Source organism: Enterobacter sp. 2VL (assembly GCF_005503595.1).
In the GTDB taxonomy this organism is placed as follows: domain Bacteria; phylum Pseudomonadota; class Gammaproteobacteria; order Enterobacterales; family Enterobacteriaceae; genus Enterobacter; species Enterobacter cancerogenus.
The window spans coordinates 225451-243288 of the sequence record NZ_SCNE01000004.1 but is presented as its reverse complement, the minus strand read 5'-3'; the positions used below and the strand labels follow the sequence as shown (position 1 = coordinate 243288).

At 56.6% G+C, this 17838-nt stretch carries 18 protein-coding genes and 1 other annotated feature; of the genes, 14 read left to right on the top strand and 4 right to left on the bottom strand.

Features of this window, described 5'->3' with window-relative positions:
• The first annotated feature begins 10 nt into the window (after positions 1-10).
• The 4 genes from serB (at position 11) to FFS28_RS11880 (ending at position 4861) form a co-directional block, all read left to right on the top strand.
• Entirely contained in the window at positions 11-979 is a 969-nt protein-coding gene (gene serB / locus FFS28_RS11895; protein WP_088208825.1) for a phosphoserine phosphatase, read from the top strand.
• Between the two features lie 75 nt (positions 980-1054).
• Entirely contained in the window at positions 1055-2440 is a 1386-nt protein-coding gene (gene radA / locus FFS28_RS11890) for a DNA repair protein RadA (protein ID WP_023310326.1), read from the top strand.
• Positions 2441-2475: 35 nt separating this feature from the next.
• Positions 2476-3708 (top strand): multifunctional transcriptional regulator/nicotinamide-nucleotide adenylyltransferase/ribosylnicotinamide kinase NadR, encoded by a 1233-nt coding sequence (gene nadR / locus FFS28_RS11885; RefSeq protein WP_006174022.1) that lies wholly within the window; start codon positions 2476-2478, stop codon positions 3706-3708.
• Between the two features lie 253 nt (positions 3709-3961).
• Entirely contained in the window at positions 3962-4861 is a 900-nt protein-coding gene (locus FFS28_RS11880; RefSeq protein ID WP_137849631.1) for a LysR family transcriptional regulator, read from the top strand.
• Positions 4862-4901: 40 nt separating this feature from the next.
• Here FFS28_RS11880 and ettA read toward each other — a convergent pair whose 3' ends face one another.
• The gene (ettA, locus tag FFS28_RS11875) at positions 4902-6569 is read right to left on the bottom strand and encodes an energy-dependent translational throttle protein EttA (RefSeq protein WP_042319299.1); all 1668 of its coding nucleotides are present in this window, start codon (positions 6567-6569) and stop codon (positions 4902-4904) included.
• A 227-nt stretch (positions 6570-6796) separates the two neighbouring features.
• Between ettA and sltY the strand changes: the two genes are divergently transcribed.
• Both sltY and trpR read left to right on the top strand, forming a co-directional pair.
• Positions 6797-8734 (top strand): murein transglycosylase, encoded by a 1938-nt coding sequence (gene sltY / locus FFS28_RS11870; protein WP_042319297.1) that lies wholly within the window; start codon positions 6797-6799, stop codon positions 8732-8734.
• 55 nt (positions 8735-8789) lie between these two features.
• Complete coding sequence (trpR, locus tag FFS28_RS11865; RefSeq protein WP_042319296.1) at positions 8790-9116, top strand: trp operon repressor; 327 nt, start codon at positions 8790-8792, stop codon at positions 9114-9116.
• Here the strand turns inward: trpR and yjjX are convergent.
• Positions 9113-9628, bottom strand: a complete 516-nt coding sequence (gene yjjX / locus FFS28_RS11860) for an inosine/xanthosine triphosphatase (RefSeq protein WP_137849630.1) — start codon at positions 9626-9628, stop codon at positions 9113-9115. The two genes, trpR and yjjX, sit on opposite strands and share 4 nt — an antisense overlap.
• Before the next feature lie 49 nt (positions 9629-9677).
• Here yjjX and gpmB point away from each other — a divergent pair, with 49 nt between their 5' ends.
• Entirely contained in the window at positions 9678-10325 is a 648-nt protein-coding gene (gpmB, locus tag FFS28_RS11855) for a 2,3-diphosphoglycerate-dependent phosphoglycerate mutase GpmB (protein ID WP_006174012.1), read from the top strand.
• Here gpmB and robA read toward each other — a convergent pair.
• Positions 10322-11191: an MDR efflux pump AcrAB transcriptional activator RobA gene (gene robA, locus FFS28_RS11850; protein ID WP_137849629.1), complete on the bottom strand. Its 870-nt coding sequence runs from the start codon at positions 11189-11191 to the stop codon at positions 10322-10324. The genes gpmB and robA overlap by 4 nt on opposite strands.
• A 211-nt stretch (positions 11192-11402) precedes the next feature.
• Here robA and creA point away from each other — a divergent pair, with 211 nt between their 5' ends.
• The 4 genes from creA to creD are packed head-to-tail and all read left to right on the top strand — an operon-like array spanning position 11403 to position 15410.
• Positions 11403-11873 carry a protein CreA gene (gene creA / locus FFS28_RS11845; RefSeq protein WP_006174009.1) on the top strand — a complete coding sequence of 157 codons (471 nt, stop codon included), beginning with the start codon at positions 11403-11405 and terminating at the stop codon, positions 11871-11873.
• A 14-nt stretch (positions 11874-11887) separates the two neighbouring features.
• The gene (gene creB, locus FFS28_RS11840; protein WP_137849628.1) at positions 11888-12577 is read left to right on the top strand and encodes a two-component system response regulator CreB; all 690 of its coding nucleotides are present in this window, start codon (positions 11888-11890) and stop codon (positions 12575-12577) included.
• Complete coding sequence (gene creC / locus FFS28_RS11835) at positions 12577-14001, top strand: two-component system sensor histidine kinase CreC (RefSeq protein WP_137849627.1); 1425 nt, start codon at positions 12577-12579, stop codon at positions 13999-14001. Before creB ends, creC begins: the two co-directional genes overlap by 1 nt.
• Before the next feature lie 56 nt (positions 14002-14057).
• Positions 14058-15410, top strand: coding sequence for a cell envelope integrity protein CreD (gene creD / locus FFS28_RS11830; RefSeq protein WP_137849626.1), 1353 nt, complete (start codon positions 14058-14060; stop codon positions 15408-15410).
• Positions 15411-15456: 46 nt separating this feature from the next.
• On the opposite strand, the gene arcA is transcribed toward creD, so the two are convergent.
• Entirely contained in the window at positions 15457-16173 is a 717-nt protein-coding gene (arcA, locus tag FFS28_RS11825) for a two-component system response regulator ArcA (RefSeq protein WP_006174002.1), read from the bottom strand.
• 95 nt (positions 16174-16268) lie between these two features.
• Between arcA and yjjY the strand changes: the two genes are divergently transcribed.
• The 3 genes from yjjY to thrL all read left to right on the top strand — a co-directional run bounded on the left by yjjY (position 16269) and on the right by thrL (position 17775).
• A complete protein-coding gene (gene yjjY / locus FFS28_RS11820) occupies positions 16269-16409 on the top strand; it encodes a YjjY family protein (RefSeq protein ID WP_001541509.1) in 141 nt (46 codons plus the stop codon).
• 399 nt (positions 16410-16808) lie between these two features.
• Positions 16809-17495, top strand: a complete 687-nt coding sequence (locus FFS28_RS11815) for a tRNA/rRNA methyltransferase (RefSeq protein WP_058609641.1) — start codon at positions 16809-16811, stop codon at positions 17493-17495.
• A gap of 211 nt (positions 17496-17706) precedes the next feature.
• The gene (gene thrL / locus FFS28_RS11810; RefSeq protein WP_072039575.1) at positions 17707-17775 is read left to right on the top strand and encodes a thr operon leader peptide; all 69 of its coding nucleotides are present in this window, start codon (positions 17707-17709) and stop codon (positions 17773-17775) included.
• Positions 17714-17831, top strand: a sequence feature (Thr leader region). Its footprint overlaps the gene before it by 62 nt.
• Positions 17832-17838: the final 7 nt, after the last annotated feature.

Below are 17838 nucleotides of genomic sequence, written 5' to 3'. Positions count from 1 at the left end.
AGGAGCTTTAATGCCGAATATTACCTGGTGCGACCTGCCTATGGATGTCTCTTTATGGCCAGGATTGCCGCTCTCTTTAAGTGGCGATGAGGTAATGCCTCTCGATTATCACGCCGGTCGTAGCGGCTGGCTGCTGTACGGACGCGGCCTGGATAAGCAACGCCTTACCCAATATCAATCGACCCTGGGCGCAGCGATGGTGATCGTGGCGGCCTGGTGCGTGGAAGATTATCAGGTCATTCGCCTGGCAGGCTCCCTGACACAGCGCGCAACGCGCCTGGCACACGACGCCGGGCTGGACGTCGCCCCGCTGGGCAAAATTCCGCATCTGAAAACGCCAGGCCTGCTGGTGATGGATATGGACTCCACGGCGATCCAGATCGAGTGCATCGACGAAATCGCGAAGCTGGCGGGCAGCGGCGAGCTGGTGGCGGAAGTCACCGAGCGGGCGATGCGCGGCGAGCTGGACTTTACCGCCAGTCTGAGACAGCGCGTCGCTACCCTGAAAGGGGCCGATGCGACCATTCTGCGCCAGGTACGCGACGAGCTGCCTTTGATGCCAGGATTAACACAGCTGGTGCTGAAGCTGGAGACGCTGGGCTGGAAAGTGGCTATCGCCTCGGGAGGGTTCACCTTCTTTGCAGATTACCTGCGCGATAAGCTGCGTTTGACCACCGTGGTGGCGAACGAGCTGGAGATCGTCGACGGTAAGCTGACGGGGCAGGTGACGGGCGACATCGTGGATGCGCAGTACAAAGCCAATACGTTAACGCGTCTGGCGGAAAAATATGAAATCCCTGTGGCGCAAACCGTGGCTATTGGCGACGGTGCCAACGACCTGCCGATGATCAAAGCGGCGGGCCTCGGCATTGCCTACCACGCGAAGCCCAAAGTGAATGAAAAGACGGAAGTGACCATCCGTCACGCTGACCTGATGGGGGTGTTCTGCATCCTCTCCGGCAGCATTAATCAGAAATAACGGTCTGCTTTTCCAGGCCGGGTATGCGTCAACGCCACCCGGCACGCAGCCCGCACAGAAATAAAGAGGTAAACCGTGGCGAAAGCTCCTAAACGCGCATTTGTCTGTAATGAATGTGGTGCGGACTATCCGCGCTGGCAGGGGCAGTGCAGCGCCTGTCATGCCTGGAACACCATCACCGAAGTGCGTGGTGTGGCGGCTTCGCCGAGCGTGGCCCGCAACGAACGCCTGAGCGGCTATGCGGGGAATGCCGGTGTCGCGAAAGTGCAAAAGCTTTCGGACATCAGCCTTGAAGAGCTGCCGCGCTTCTCCACCGGATTCAAAGAGTTCGATCGTGTGCTCGGCGGCGGCGTGGTTCCCGGCAGCGCCATCCTCATCGGCGGTAACCCGGGAGCGGGGAAATCAACCCTGCTGCTGCAAACGCTCTGCCGGCTTGCCGAGCAGATGAAAACCCTGTACGTCACGGGGGAAGAGTCCCTGCAGCAGGTCGCGATGCGCGCCCACCGTCTCGGCCTGCCGACCGGTAACCTGAATATGCTCTCGGAAACCAGCATCGAGCAGATCTGCATGATCGCCGAAGAAGAGCAGCCGAAGCTGATGGTCATCGACTCCATCCAGGTGATGCACATGGCGGACATCCAGTCTTCGCCGGGCAGCGTGGCGCAGGTCCGCGAAACGGCGGCCTACCTGACGCGCTTTGCCAAAACGCGCGGCGTGGCGATTGTGATGGTCGGCCACGTCACCAAAGACGGCTCGCTGGCCGGGCCGAAGGTGCTTGAACACTGTATCGACTGCTCCGTGATGCTCGATGGCGATGCGGACTCACGTTTTCGCACTCTGCGCAGCCACAAAAACCGTTTCGGCGCGGTGAACGAGCTGGGCGTGTTTGCCATGACCGAGCAGGGGCTGCGCGAAGTCAGCAACCCCTCCGCCATTTTCCTGAGCCGGGGAGATGAAATCACCTCCGGCAGCTCGGTGATGGTGCTGTGGGAAGGAACGCGTCCGCTGCTCGTCGAAATTCAGGCGCTGGTCGATGTCTCGATGATGGGCAACCCAAGGCGCGTGGCAGTTGGTCTGGAGCAGAACCGCCTGGCGATCCTGCTGGCGGTATTGCACCGTCACGGCGGCCTGCAGATGGCGGACCAGGACGTGTTCGTCAACGTGGTGGGCGGCGTCAAGGTGACGGAAACCAGTGCCGACCTGGCGCTGCTGCTGGCGATGGTCTCCAGCCTGCGCGACAGACCGCTTCCGCAGGATCTGGTGGTGTTTGGCGAAGTGGGGCTGGCCGGTGAAATCCGCCCGGTACCGAGCGGCCAGGAGCGTATCTCCGAGGCGGCGAAACACGGCTTCCGCCGGGCGATTGTTCCGGCTGCCAACGTGCCGAAAAAGATCCCGGAAGGGATGCAGGTCTTTGGCGTGAAAAAACTCGCGGATGCGTTAAACGTCTTTGACGACTTATAATTACGTATTCGATTTTGCAGGAGGCACCGTAATTTATGTCGTCGTTTGACTATATCAAGACCGCCATTCGCCAGAAGGGCTGTACGCTGCAGCAGGTGGCGGACGCCAGCGGCATGACCAAAGGCTATCTGAGCCAACTGCTTAATGCCAAAATCAAAAGCCCCAGCGCGCAAAAGCTGGAAGCGCTGCACCGCTTTCTGGGGCTGGAATTCCCGCGTATGCAAAAGAACATCGGCGTGGTGTTCGGTAAGTTTTATCCGTTGCATACCGGGCATATCTATTTGATCCAGCGCGCCTGTAGCCAGGTTGATGAGCTACACATCATCATGGGCTACGACGAAACCCGCGACCGTCAGCTGTTTGAAGACAGCGCCATGTCGCAGCAGCCGACGGTATCAGACCGCCTGCGCTGGCTGCTTCAGACGTTTAAATATCAAAAAAACATTCGTATTCATGCCTTTAACGAAGAGGGCATGGAGCCGTACCCGCACGGCTGGGACGTGTGGAGCAACGGTGTAAAGACGTTTATGGACGAGAAGGGGATTACCCCCAACTGGATCTACACCTCTGAGGAGTCCGATGCGCCGCAGTTCCGCCAGCATCTGGGTATCGAGACGGTGCTGATCGACCCTAAGCGCACCTTTATGAACATCAGCGGGGCGCAGATCCGCGAGAACCCGTCCCGCTACTGGGATTACATCCCGACCGAAGTGAAGCCCTTCTTTGTGCGCACGGTGGCGATCCTCGGCGGTGAGTCGAGCGGTAAATCGACGCTGGTCAACAAGCTGGCGAACATCTTTAACACCACCAGCGCGTGGGAGTACGGGCGCGACTATGTTTTCTCGCATCTGGGCGGCGATGAGATGGCGCTACAGTATTCCGACTACGATAAAATCGCGCTCGGCCATGCGCAGTACATCGATTTTGCGGTGAAATACGCTAACAAAGTGGCGTTTATCGATACCGATTTTGTTACCACCCAGGCATTTTGTAAAAAGTACGAAGGGCGCGAGCACCCGTTCGTGCAGGCGCTGATTGACGAATACCGTTTTGACCTGGTGATCCTGCTGGAAAACAACACCCCGTGGGTGGCCGACGGGATGCGCAGCCTCGGCAGCTCCGTGGACAGAAAAGAGTTCCAGTCCATGCTGGTGGAGATGCTCAACGAGAATAACGTGGAGTATGTTCACGTTGAAGAGGCGGACTACGACTCGCGTTTCCTGCGCTGCGTGGAGCTGGTAAAGGCGATGATGGGGGAGCAGGGGTAGATTGCTTTCCCCTCACCCCATCCCTCTCCCACGGGGAGAGGGAGCTTAAAATCCCCTCTCCCCGTGGGAGAGGGTTAGGGTGAGGGCACCAGAGTGCTCAAAACGCCACCACTACTCTCCTCCGCATATGTCCCTCAAACACTTTCCTGTGCGCCTCGGTGGAATGCGTTGTATTGAGGCCAGCCTATTAAGCCCGCGTCTGCGTGATAAGATGGACAATCAAGAACGAAGCGTTCGAACAGGATGAACAATCATGTTTAAACAGCTGCAGGATATGGCCCTGTTTGCCTTGGTGGCGGAGATGGGCAGCTTCACCGCGGCGGCGCGTAAAGCCGACCTGCCGAAATCCAGCGTCAGCCAGCGTATCAGCCAGCTTGAGCAGCAGGTGGGGCTCCGCCTGCTGAACCGTACTACCCGCAGGCTGAGCCTGACCTTCGCGGGCGAGCATTATCTGGTGCACTGCCGCGAGATGCTGGCCGCGAGCGAACGGGCGGAATACGCCATTCAGCGCCTGCGGGATAACCCCAGCGGGCGGCTGCGGATCACCTGTCCCGCCGGGATCGGCGCGACGCTGCTGGCGCACATGAATGCCGAGTTTCAGCTTCGCTATCCCGACGTGTCGCTCGATGTGTCGATTTCCGATGACGTGCTCGACCTGGTCGAGTCCGGCTATGACGTGGCGCTACGCACCGGCAAACCGCAGGACTCCACGCTGATAGGCCGCATGATTGGACACTGTCCGCGCTATATGCTGGCATCTCCTGGCTACCTGGCGCGCCGGGAACCGCTCACGCATCCCAGCCAGCTGGTGGGCCATCGCTGCATTACCCACCGGGCCTGGTCAGAATGGGTGCTGCAACGCGCAAGTGAAGATTACCGCTATCTGCCGGATAACGCCCATATGACGGATAACCTGGTCTACGCCCGCGAGTGCGCGGTCGCCGGGGCCGGGATCACCATGCTCCCCGCATTCCTGCTGGAAGATAAGATTGAGACAGGGACGCTGGTAAAGGTGCTGCCGGAGTGGAACGTCGAGGGGAACGATCTGTGGCTGGCCTATCCGAGCCGCAAATTGAACTCGCCTGCGCTGATGAGCTATATCGACTTTGCGATGCAGTTTGATGAGGTGAAGCGGTTTTACGTGGGGAAATAAAAAAGCCGGGTGGCGCTGACGCTTACCCGGCTGTCGGCACTTATTTCGCTATACGCTTGTACTTAATACGCTTCGGCTCCAGCGCGTCCGCGCCCAGCGTGCGTTTCTTGTACTCTTCGTACTCGGTGAAGTTACCTTCGAAGAACTCCACTTTACCCTCGTCCTGGTAATCCAGAATGTGGGTCGCGATACGGTCCAGGAACCAGCGGTCGTGCGAGATAACCATTGCACAGCCCGGGAACTCCAGCAGGGCGTTTTCCAGCGCGCGCAGGGTTTCAATATCCAGGTCGTTGGTTGGTTCATCGAGCAGCAGCACGTTACCGCCCACCTGCAGCAGCTTCGCCAGATGCAGACGACCGCGCTCACCGCCGGACAGCTCGCCCACGCGTTTGCCCTGGTCGGTGCCTTTGAAGTTAAAGCGGCCAACGTAGGCGCGGCTTGGCATCTCGGTGTTGCCGATACGCATGATATCCAGGCCGCCGGAGACTTCTTCCCACACGGTTTTGCTGTTGTCCATGGCGTCACGGAACTGGTCAACGGAGGCCAGCTTCACGGTTTCACCCAGGGTGATGGAGCCGCTGTCAGGCTGTTCCTGACCGGACATCATGCGGAACAGGGTGGATTTACCCGCGCCGTTCGGACCGATGATGCCGACGATCGCGCCTTTCGGTACGGAGAAGCTCAGGTCGTCAATCAACACGCGGTCGCCGTAGGATTTACGCAGGTTGCTGACTTCAACCACTTTATCCCCCAGACGTGCTCCAGGCGGAATAAACAGTTCGTTGGTTTCGTTACGTTTCTGATATTCGGTATTGTTCAGCTCTTCAAAGCGTGCCAGACGGGCTTTACCCTTAGACTGACGGCCTTTCGCGCCCTGACGAACCCACTCCAGCTCTTTCTCGATAGACTTACGGCGCGCCGCTTCCTGAGACGCTTCCTGCGCCAGACGCTGATCTTTCTGCTCCAGCCAGGAGGAGTAGTTACCTTCCCACGGAATACCTTCACCACGGTCCAGCTCAAGGATCCACCCCGCAACGTTGTCGAGGAAGTAACGGTCGTGGGTAATCGCCACAACGGTGCCTTCGAAGTCGTGCAGGAAGCGTTCCAGCCACGCTACGGATTCGGCATCCAGGTGGTTAGTCGGTTCGTCGAGCAGCAGCATGTCTGGTTTTTCCAGCAGCAGGCGGCACAGCGCCACGCGGCGGCGTTCGCCACCGGAGAGCTTCTCAACTTTTGCATCCCAGTCTGGCAGACGCAGGGCGTCGGCCGCGCGCTCCAGCTGCACGTTCAGGTTGTGACCGTCGTGCGCCTGAATGATCTCTTCGTACTTGCCCTGCTGAGCGGCCAGCTTGTCGAAGTCCGCATCCGGCTCGGCATATTTGGCATACACTTCATCCAGGCCTTTCAGCGCGTTAACCACTTCGGAAACCGCTTCTTCAACGGATTCACGGACGGTGTGTTCCGGGTTGAGCTGAGGTTCCTGCGGCAGATAGCCGATTTTGATGCCAGGCTGCGGACGGGCTTCACCTTCGATGTCTGTATCGATGCCGGCCATGATGCGCAGCAGGGTGGACTTACCGGCACCGTTGAGACCCAGAACACCGATTTTTGCGCCCGGGAAGAAGCTCAGCGAGATATTTTTAAGAATATGACGTTTCGGCGGAACCACTTTGCCGACACGATGCATGGTATAAACGAATTGAGCCACGTTGGACTTCGCCTCTTTTATCGTGATGTGAATAGGTTTCAGCCCCGAAGTGTAGCCTTTTTCACGACCTAATCCCAGCCAGGAACGTCGGGAGTGTTAAAACGCGCAAGAAAGGTAAAAAAGTGTCCATAACGTGGCGCGCTGCCGGATGCCTGGTTAGCATAAGTTGATAAGACGTTGAGATGGCATGACGCCGCAACGGAAGTAAAAACAATGAGGAAGAGCTTGTGGAAAAAGCCAAACAGGTGGTCTGGCGACTGCTGGCTGCCAGCGTATGCGTAATGGCAGCGAGCCAGGCGGTGCGAGCCGATTCACTGGATGAACAGCGCAGCCGCTACGCGCAAATCAAGCAGGCGTGGGACAATAAACAGATGGATACCGTGCAGGCGCTGATGCCAACGCTAAAAGAGTATCCGCTGTACCCGTATCTCGAGTATCGTCAGATTACTGACGATCTCATGAATCAACCGACCGTCACCGTCAACAATTTTATCCAGGCGAATCCGACCCTGCCGCCCGCGCGCAACCTTAAATCCCGGTTTGTGAACGAGCTGGCCCGTCGTGAAGACTGGCGCGGGCTGCTGGCCTTTAGCCCTGAAAAGCCGGGCACGACCGAGGCGCAGTGTAATTATTACTACGCGAAATGGGCTACCGGCCAGCAGGAAGAGGCCTGGGCAGGGGCGAAGGATCTGTGGTTGACCGGCAAAAGCCAGCCAAACGCCTGCGATTCGCTGTTTGGTGCCTGGCGCGCCTCCGGCAAGCAGGATCCGCTGGCCTATCTTGAGCGTATCCGCCTGGCGATGAAGGCCGGGAATACGCGTCTGGTCACCGCCCTGGCGGGGCAGATGCCGCCGGACTATCAGACCATTTCGACAGCCGTCATCGCGCTTGCGAACGATCCCAATTCGGTGCTGACCTTTGCACGCACCACGGGGGCCACCGATTTTACCCGTCAGATGGCGGCGGTAGCCTTTACCAGCGTGGCGCGTGACGACGTGGAAAACGCGCGGCTGATGATCCCGCAACTGGTGCAGGCGCAGCAGCTTAACGACGAGCAAACGCAGGAGCTGCGCGACACCGTGGCGTGGCGACTGATGGGCACGGATGTGACCGACGAGCAGGCCCGCTGGCGTGACGACGCGATTATGCGGTCAAACTCCACCTCTCTGGTTGAGCGCCGCGTGCGCATGGCGCTGGGCACGGGCGATCGCCGTGGGCTGAATACCTGGCTGGCTCGCCTGCCGATGGATGCCAAAGAGAAAGATGAATGGCGTTACTGGCAGGCAGACCTGCTGCTGGAGCGCGGCCGTGAAGACGAAGCGAAAACGATCCTCCACGCCCTTATGCAGCAACGTGGGTTCTACCCGATGGTGGCGGCGCAGCGTCTGGGTGAAGAGTACACCCTGAAGATCGACAAAGCCCCGGCCAACGCCAACCCGACGCTGACGCAGGGGCCGGAGATGGCCCGCGTGCGCGAGCTGATGTACTGGAACCTCGACAACACCGCGCGCAGCGAGTGGGCTAACCTGGTCACCAGCCGCACCACCGACGAAAAAGCGCAGCTTGCCCGCTACGCCTTTAATAACCACTGGTGGGATCTGAGCGTGCAGGCGACGATCGCCGGTAAGCTGTGGGATCATCTTGAAGAGCGATTCCCGCTGGCCTACAACGATCTGTTTGAGCGCTATACCAGCGGGAAAGACATTCCGCAGAGCTATGCAATGGCGATCGCGCGTCAGGAGAGCGCCTGGAACCCGAAAGTCCGCTCACCGGTCGGGGCCAGCGGCCTGATGCAGATCATGCCGGGTACCGCCACGCACACGGTGAAGATGTTCAATATTCCAGGCTACAGCAGCCCGTCACAGCTGCTGGACCCGGAGACCAATATCAATATCGGTACCAGCTACCTGCAGTACGTTTATCAGCAGTTTGGCAATAACCGTATCTTCTCTTCGGCGGCCTATAACGCCGGTCCGGGGCGCGTGCGCACCTGGCTCGGGAACAGCGCCGGTCGGATCGATGCCGTGGCGTTTGTCGAAAGTATTCCGTTCTCGGAAACGCGTGGATATGTGAAGAACGTGCTGGCCTATGACGCATACTACCGCTACTTTATGGGGCAGAAAGATACCCTGATGAGCGATGCTGAGTGGCAGAGACGTTACTGATCGGCGTGGGTTGTGTTATGCTGTACTCGCTAATGAGTACAAGAGGCGGCATAACATGACCCAGCATTCCCCGTATTCCTCGGCGATGGCCGAACAACGCAATCAGGAGTGGCTTCGTTTTGTGGAGTTGCTCCGCCAGTCTTATGAGAAAGACCTGCACCTGCCGCTGATGCAGCTGATGCTGACGCCCGACGAGCGCGAGGCGCTGGGCACGCGCGTGCGGATTATCGAAGAGTTGCTGCGCGGTGAAATGAGCCAGCGTGAGCTGAAAAACGAGCTGGGCGCGGGCATTGCGACCATCACTCGCGGGTCGAACAGCCTGAAGTCTGCGCCGGTTGAACTGCGTCAGTGGCTGGAAGCTGTGTTATTGAAAAATCCCTAACGATAAATCGCGTTGTGGAACGGGCTTAACGCCAGAATCACCGCCTGGTGATAAACGCTTGAGCGCGTCAACTTGCCTGCGGTAAAGACGCCAATCGCCCCTTCTTTACGACCAATCTCATCGATGCCGGTGTACTGCGACATCACCGGCCCGAGCGCTTCACCTTCGCGAACCTTATTCAGAATGACGTCCGGCAGCGGCAGGGTGGCCGAGCGCGCTTCACCGCGTTGCTCACCGCTTTCGATGACCACCCAGCTAAAGGTTGCGCCTTCGTCGATACCCGCTTCAATGGCGACCCAAAAGTCTGCATTGGGCGCGGCGGCTTTGGCATTGGCGACGCGATTTCGTGCGCCAGCCCGCGTTTCCTCGCTGCCGAACGGCTGTTCAGGGACGCCGCTCTCGACGCCGACGGCGTCAATGTGGCAGGATCCTTCGCCGAAAATCTCTTCAAATGCCTTTAGAATTGCCTGAATTTTGGCAGGATTGGTGGTAGCAGAGACAACATGGTGCATAATTAAGCTCGATTCAAAAAAACTCATCGCAGTATAACGGAAAAAAAGCATGTTACAGGTATACCTTGTTCGCCACGGTGAGACGCAGTGGAACGCCGAGCGACGTATTCAAGGCCAGTCAGACAGTCCCCTCACTGAAAAGGGTGTGCAGCAAGCATGGCAGGTAGCGGAACGCGCCAGAACGCTGGGCATCACTCACGTTATCTCCAGTGATTTAGGTCGTACACAGCAGACGGCGCGAATTATCGCGGATGCCTGCGGCTGCGATGTTACCCTCGAGCCACGCATTCGCGAGCTGGATATGGGGGTGCTGGAGCAACGCCATATCGATACGCTGACAGAGCAGGAAGAGGGCTGGCGGCGTGCGCTGGTGAACGGTACCGAAGATGGCCGTATTCCGGAGGGCGAATCCATGCAGGAGCTGAGCGTGCGCATGCATGCGGCGCTGGCAGAGTGCCTGAAGCTGCCGGCGGGAAGCCGTCCGCTGCTGGTGAGCCACGGTATCGCGCTGGGTTGCCTGGTGAGCACCATTCTGGGATTACCGGCCTACGCCGAGCGCCGTTTGCGCCTGCGTAACTGCTCAATTTCCCGCATTGATTATCAGGAGAGCCAGTGGCTGGCTTCCGGGTGGGTCGTGGAGATGGCAGGGGACATTTCGCATCTCGATGCCCCTGCGCTGGACGAACTGCAGCGTTAACGGCGGATCGGAATTAAGAATTCCATGCGCAGATTGATTGGGCCTTCTTCCGGCTTAGCATCGCTGGCCGGATAGTAGCGCTCAATGTCCTGACCTTTACGGCGGTTCAGGTTCAGCATCGGCATGCAGGTGCCGTACACGGTCAGGATAAACTCCTGAACGCCGGTGCCCAGCCCTTCATACGAGAACATGACGTATTCGCCACCCTCCACGACGACCGGCTTCGAACCCTGAATATAGCCATTAGCCAACTCCGGCGTCAGCGCGGTGGTGTAAAACACCTCCTGCTCGTCGTCTTTTTCCTGGCTTGGGTGCGTCTGGTTCAGGCCATACAGGATAGGCGGGATCGCGGGCGCATGGCTCAGGAAATCACGCCAGAACTGCACGCGCATTTGATGACGGAATTCGGAGATCTGCTCCAGCGAACAGGAGTAGCTTTGCGTCGTCCCGATCAAATGGGTTTCAGGCAGCGTAATGCACTGGTATTTCGGCATGGCGAACTCGCCCAGACGCAGCGGCGGACGCATCCCGAACGAGCTCCAGTCAGGCGAACGGCGATAGAGCGCAGGCGTCAGCGAGAACTGTTTTTTGAAGGCGCGGGTGAAGGTTTGCTGTGAATCAAACCGATACTGCAGCGCAATATCCAGAATAGGGCGCGCGGTCAGACGCAGCGCCACAGCAGACTTCGAAAGTCGGCGTGCGCGGATATAAGCCCCGATAGCATGACCGGTGACATCCTTAAACATCCTTTGCAGATGCCACTTGGAATAGCCTGCTTTTGCCGCCACATTATCCAGTGACAAAGGCTGGTCCAGATGACCTTCCAGCCAGGTAAGCAGGTCGCGAATAATTCCAGCCTGATCCATATACTATCCTCATCCTTAAAACAGCAGGTGCCTGATAACAGGTTAGCGGATAATAGCATTTTTTGATGTTTTAGCATTCAGTGTTTTTTTTGCGCATTAATGCTTTTTGCGAGGCATTATGGGCAGATATATTCTAATCCTGTGATCTTGCTACATTTTTGGCTAAAGTGTTGAATAATCGCTCAATGTAATTTTAAAGAATGGTAACAATATGAAATACAAGACATTGCTCTTCACCGCGTTATTATTGATGGCTGGCCGTGCGGCACAGGCGGAACAGGTAGGTTCCGTCGATACCGTATTTAAAATGTTCGGCCCCGACCACAAAATCGTGGTGGAAGCCTTCGACGATCCCGATGTGAAAAACGTGACCTGCTATATCAGCCGGGCGAAAACCGGCGGTATCAAAGGCGGACTGGGGCTGGCAGAAGATACCTCCGACGCGGCGATCTCCTGCCAGCAGGTGGGGCCGGTTGAACTGAGCGACAAAATCAAAAACGGCAAAGCACAGGGCGACGTGGTATTCCAGAAACGAACCTCGCTGGTGTTCAAAAAGCTGCAGGTAGTGCGTTTTTACGACGCCAAACGTAACGCCCTGGCCTATCTTGCCTATTCCGACAAAGTGGTGGAAGGATCACCGAAAAACGCGATCAGCGCCGTGCCGATTATGCCGTGGCACTGATTCAGGGATGACCTATGCAACAACCTGTTGTCTGGCTGGTTGAAGACGAAATCAGTATCGCCGATACGCTTATCTATATGCTCCAGCAGGAGGGATTTGCGGTAAAGGCGTTTGAACGAGGGTTACCGGTGCTGGAGGCGGCGCGGCGACAGGTTCCCGCGCTCGCGATTCTGGACGTCGGGTTGCCGGATATCAGCGGGTTTGAGCTGTGCCGCCAGCTTCTTGCCCGGCATCCGTCTCTGCCGGTGCTGTTTCTGACGGCGCGTAGCGATGAGGTGGATAAACTCCTCGGGCTGGAAATGGGGGCGGATGACTACGTGGCTAAGCCTTTCTCCCCGCGTGAAGTGTGCGCGCGAGTGCGCACCATTTTACGCCGGATGCAAAAATCAGCGGCACCCTCTGACATCCTCCGTATCGGCCAGTTTGAGCTTAATGAGCCTGCCGCCCGGATCCACTGGTGTGGTGAACCTCTGCTGCTGACGCGCTACGAGTTTCTGCTGCTTAAAACCCTGCTGCACGCGCCGGGACGTGTTTTCTCCCGCCAGCAGCTTATGGATCTGGTGTGGGGTGAAGACGGTGACAGCTTTGATCGCACCGTGGACACTCATATCAAAACGCTGCGTGCCAAGCTGCGAGCGGTAAACGCGGAGATTTCACCCATCAGTACCCACCGTGGCATGGGTTACAGTCTGGGACTGTATTAATGCGTATCGGCATGCGCCTGCTGCTGGGGTATTTCCTGATCGTCGCTATCGCGGCATGGTTCGTGCTGTCGATCTTCGTTCAGGAGGTGAAACCCGGCGTACGACGGGCGACCGAGGGCACGTTGATAGACACCGCCACGCTGCTGGCGGAAGTCGGGCGTGACGATCTGCTATCAGGTCATGCCCGGCAGGGCAAACTGGCGCAGGCGTTTTTACAGCTCCACCAGCGGCCCTTCCGGGCCAATATCGGCGGCATCCACAAAGTCCGTAACGAGTATCACGTCTACATGACCGATGCGCAGGGCACGGTGGTGTTTGATTCTGCCGGGCAGGCGCTGGGAAAAGATTATTCCCGCTGGAACGACGTCTGGCTGACGCTTCGCGGCAAATACGGGGCCAGGAGTACCCAACGCAATCCTGACGATCCGGAGAGCACGGTGATGTACGTTGCCGCACCGGTTGTCGATCGGGGCAAGATCATCGGCGTGCTGTCGGTTGGAAAACCCAACAGCGCGATGGCGCCTGTTATTAACCGCAGCGAGCGGCGGATACTCTGGGCGGGCGGCGCGTTGCTCGGGATTGCCTTGCTGATTGGTCTGCTGGTTGTGGTATGGATTAACCGCTCCATCAGCATGTTGTCACGCTACGCCGACTCGGTGACCACCCAGACGCCGCTGCCGCTGCCCAATCCCGGCAGCAGCGAACTGCGAAAGCTGGCGCAGGCGCTGGAGAATATGCGTCTTCGGCTGGAAGGAAAAAATTATATCGAGCGCTACGTTCATGCGCTGACCCATGAGCTGAAAAGCCCCCTTGCGGCGATACGCGGCGCGGCTGAAATTTTGTCAGAACGTCCGCCTCCGGAGGTGACCGCACGATTTATCGATAACATCCTGGTACAAAACGCCCGTATGCAGTCGCTGGTGGAGAAGCTCCTTGCGCAGGCGCGGCTGGAAAACCGGGTGGACATTGTCCCGGTGAACGTGAGCGTTGAAACGCTGTTTACGCGGCTTGCAGGCTCGCGCCCGGCGCTGCTGGCGGCAAAACAGCTTACGCTGGTCTGCCAGAGCGGGTCGCTGGCGGTGCAGGGCGATCCCGACCTGCTCGAACAGGCGCTGGGTAATCTGCTGGATAACGCCATCGATTTCACGCCTGAGGGCGGGGCAATCCAGCTTGCTGCCCGTGAAACGCAAGATCGGGTACAACTCACCGTGACCGACAGCGGAAGCGGGATCCCCGATTACGCGCTGGACCGTATTTTTGAACGTTTTTATTCGCTGCCGCGTGAGAATGGCGTGAAGAGCAGCGGGTTAGGGCTGGCGTTTGTGCAGGAGGTTGCCCGGCTGCACCTGGGGGAGATTACGCTGCGTAACCGGGAGGAGGGCGGCGTCATTGCCACGCTGACGCTTCACCGTCACTTCACATAGCTTCAAACTGGCCCCACACAGGCCCGGTACGCTCTCCTCATCACAAAGGAGACGTAATGATGAAATCCCCCCTGTTCTGGAAAGTAAGCACCCTGCTCGGGTGTATCCTGCTGTTATTAATTCCCCTCTTTATGGTCAGCAACCTGGTTTCGGAGCGCGAAAGCTATCGCAACGATGTCGAGAACACGCTGCGCCAGAGCACCAGCGGACCACAGAAGCTGGTCGGTCCGTTGATTGCCATTCCGGTGACGGAAGTCTTTTACAAGCTGGAAGATGAAAAAAAGGTGGAATACAAGAAAAGCTATATGCATTTCATTCTGCCGGAGTCACTGCTCGTTGAAGGGAATCAGCATGTGGAATCCCGGAGTATCGGTATCTATGACGGACAAATCTGGAACACCGACCTGAAGATAAAAGCGCAGTTTTCGACGGAGAAAATGTCACAGTTTAAGGGTGAAACGCTGACGCTGGGGCAGCCGTTTATCGTGGTCGGCGTTGGAGACGCGCGCGGGATTGGCACGGTGAATGTCTCTAAAATCAACGGTGAAACGTTGAGCGTCGAGCCGGGCGCGGGCGTCAGTGGCGCGCTTTCCGGTATTCATATTCCACTCACCGATAAAGCGCTGGAGAACAAAACCTTCGCGTTTGATATCTCGTTAAATCTGGCGGGAACGGGAAGTTTTGCCGTCGCACCGGTAGGGCGTAACAGCGAAATGACGCTCAACAGCAACTGGCCGCACCCGGGGTTTATGGGGGATTATCTGCCTGTTAAGCATCAGATCGGTAAGTCCGGGTTCCAGGCAAACTGGCAGAGCAGTTGGTTTGCAAACAATATGCAAAGCTGGCTGAGCGATGATGAGACACCGGAGTGGAGCACTATCCCGGCCTTTAGCGTCACGGTGGCGACACCGGCTGACCAGTATCAGCTAACCGACCGGGCAATCAAGTACGCTATTTTGCTGATTGCCCTGACGTTTATGGCCTTCTTTGTTTTCGAAACCTTAACGGGGCTGCGCCTGCACCCGATGCAGTATCTGCTGGTAGGGTTGTCGCTGGTGCTGTTCTATCTGGTGCTGCTGGCGCTGTCCGAGCATGCCGGGTTTACCCCCGCCTGGATTGTCGCGAGCCTTGTGGGGGCGTTGATGAACGGAATGTACCTGCAGGCCGTGCTGAAAAGCTGGAAGCGCAGCGGACTGTTTGTGCTGGCGCTGCTGGGGCTGGACGTGGTGATGTGGTTCCTGCTGCGCTCGGAGGACAGCGCGTTGCTGCTGGGTTCTGCGGTGCTTGCGTTCGCGCTGTTTGCGGTGATGTATCTGACGCGTCATTTAGACTGGTATGCGCTCTCTCAGCCGAAGCGCCCAACGCCTCCCGCTGAGCCGGACAACGACACCATGAGGATCTGGAAATAAAAAAAACGGCGCAAATGCGCCGTTTTTTAATGCATTATCTGCGGGATTACTCCTGCAGATCACCACAGAAACGATAACCTTCGCCATGAATGGTGGCGATGATTTCAGGCGTGTCTGGCGTGGATTCGAAATGCTTACGAATACGACGGATGGTCACGTCAACGGTACGGTCGTGAGGTTTAAGCTCGCGACCGGTCATTTTCTTCAGCAGTTCTGCACGAGACTGGATCTTGCCCGGATTTTCGCAGAAGTGCAGCATCGCGCGAAATTCGCTGCGCGGCAGTTTATACTGCTCACCGTTCGGGCTAACCAGCGAACGGCTATTGATATCAAGTTCCCAGCCGTTGAATTTATAGCTGTCTACGCTACGACGCTCTTCACTGACCGTACCCAGGTTCATGGTGCGGGACAGCAGGTTGCGTGCACGAATGGTTAACTCGCGAGGATTAAACGGTTTGGTGATGTAGTCATCCGCACCGATTTCCAGGCCAAGGATTTTATCGACTTCGTTGTCGCGGCCCGTCAGGAACATTAACGCCACGTTCGCCTGTTCACGCAGTTCGCGCGCCAGAAGAAGGCCGTTTTTGCCTGGCAGGTTGATGTCCATAATGACCAGGTTGATATCATTTTCAGAAAGGATCTGATGCATCTCTGCGCCATCGGTCGCTTCAAAGACATCGTAGCCTTCTGCTTCGAAAATGCTCTTTAACGTGTTGCGTGTTACCAACTCGTCTTCAACGATAAGAATGTGCGGGGTCTGCATGTTTGCTACCTAAATTGCCAACTAAATCGAAACAGGAAGTACAAAAGTCCCTGACCTGCCTGATGCATGTCGCAAATTAACATGATCGGCTTAACGTGACTAAAGTACGTAATTGCGTTCTTGATGCACTTTCCATCAACGTCAACAACATCATTAGCTTGGTCGTGGGTACTTTCCCTTTGGACCCGACAGTGTCAAAAACGGCTGTCATCCTAACCATTTTAACAGCAACATAACAGGCTAAGTGACACCGGACACCCAATAAAACTACGCTTCGTTGACATATATCAAGTTCAATTGTAGCACGTTAACAGTTTGATGAAATCATCGTAGCCGAATGCTAGCCTTTGTCACAATTTTTCAATAAACCAACCAGTTGCGGACATTGATTGATAAACGTTACGAATCCAATCACCAGAGGGTATTCATACGGCTATTATCATTATAAAACATAAGGATAATAAGCGTCTGTTAACATTCTAACTGATTGTTCAGTCACAAAATAGTTTAGCGTCTTTAATTCGTTAAGAAATGCTATTTCGGTGATTTGTGTTGCAATTTTGTAAATTCGTGCTGCGTAATATGTCGAAGCGCATCACCTTTTTACCCGCTAACTGATTAAAAAGAGAGCAAAAATGCATCTGTCGATTGTGCTGGTTCAGCCAGCAAGAGCAGAAAATATCGGCGCGGCGGCGCGTGCCATGAAGACTATGGGGTTCACCGATTTACGCATTGTCGGAAGCGTTGCGCATCTGGAGCCAGCAACCCGCTGGGTGGCGCACGGTTCGGGAGATATTGTCGATAATATAACGACTTACGATACGCTCGCCGACGCGCTGCACGATATTTCATTCACCGTTGCCACCACGGCGCGCAGCCGGGCGAAGTTCCACTATTACGCCACGCCTGAAGAACTCGTGCCGTTACTGCGTGAAAAAAGTCAGTGGCTCACCCACGCTGCGCTGGTGTTTGGCCGTGAAGATTCCGGGCTGACGAATGACGAGCTGGCGCTGGCGGATGTGCTTACCGGCGTGCCAATGGTGGCGGATTATCCCTCGCTGAATCTGGGCCAGGCGGTGATGGTTTACTGCTATCAATTAGCATCCTTAATGCAAATTACCCCGCCGCCCGTTTCCGCGACCGATGAAAATCAACTGACCGCGTTACGCGCTCGGGTAGAAAGTCTGATTTCACACCTGGGCGTGGCGGACGACCAAAAAATGACGGACTGGCTGCAGCAGCGTCTGGGACGACTTGAACAGCGCGACACGGCAATGTTGCACCGTTTGCTGCACGATATTGAAAAAAAACTGGCCGAGTAAAATGCTGCCATACGTTTTTAGTATGGCTGAACTGTCTGATATCAGGGGTTGCTTTTGGGGGAATCGGATGAAAATAAATCCGCAAACAGCGGGTCATCAGAGTGAGCGAATCTGTGATCAAATTAAAAATTCGTTGACTTAGCAGGGCCAATCCTTTAACCCTAAAAGAATAGAGCACAGACAGATAATAATGACAGAGCACACAACATCCATGAAACGCATCAGCATTACCACCATTACAACAACCACCATCATTACCACAGGTAACGATGCGGGCTGACGCGTACAGGAAAAACAAAAAAAAGCCCGCACCTGAACAGTGCGGGCTTTTTTTTCGGCTAAA

Bases quoted from the DNA above. Each gene is read 5' to 3' on its own strand.
- creA (WP_006174009.1), top strand. From the start codon at position 11,403: ATGAAATACAAGACATTGCTCTTCACCGCGTTATTATTGATGGCTGGC.
- FFS28_RS11815 (WP_058609641.1), top strand. From the start codon at position 16,809: ATGCATCTGTCGATTGTGCTGGTTCAGCCAGCAAGAGCAGAAAATATC.
- robA (WP_137849629.1), bottom strand. From the start codon at position 11,191: ATGGATCAGGCTGGAATTATTCGCGACCTGCTTACCTGGCTGGAAGGT.
- serB (WP_088208825.1), top strand. From the start codon at position 11: ATGCCGAATATTACCTGGTGCGACCTGCCTATGGATGTCTCTTTATGG.
- arcA (WP_006174002.1), bottom strand. From the start codon at position 16,173: ATGCAGACCCCGCACATTCTTATCGTTGAAGACGAGTTGGTAACACGC.
- yjjX (WP_137849630.1), bottom strand. From the start codon at position 9,628: ATGCACCATGTTGTCTCTGCTACCACCAATCCTGCCAAAATTCAGGCA.
- creD (WP_137849626.1), top strand. From the start codon at position 14,058: ATGATGAAATCCCCCCTGTTCTGGAAAGTAAGCACCCTGCTCGGGTGT.
- nadR (WP_006174022.1), top strand. From the start codon at position 2,476: ATGTCGTCGTTTGACTATATCAAGACCGCCATTCGCCAGAAGGGCTGT.
- gpmB (WP_006174012.1), top strand. From the start codon at position 9,678: ATGTTACAGGTATACCTTGTTCGCCACGGTGAGACGCAGTGGAACGCC.
- trpR (WP_042319296.1), top strand. From the start codon at position 8,790: ATGACCCAGCATTCCCCGTATTCCTCGGCGATGGCCGAACAACGCAAT.
- creC (WP_137849627.1), top strand. From the start codon at position 12,577: ATGCGTATCGGCATGCGCCTGCTGCTGGGGTATTTCCTGATCGTCGCT.
- creB (WP_137849628.1), top strand. From the start codon at position 11,888: ATGCAACAACCTGTTGTCTGGCTGGTTGAAGACGAAATCAGTATCGCC.
- FFS28_RS11880 (WP_137849631.1), top strand. From the start codon at position 3,962: ATGTTTAAACAGCTGCAGGATATGGCCCTGTTTGCCTTGGTGGCGGAG.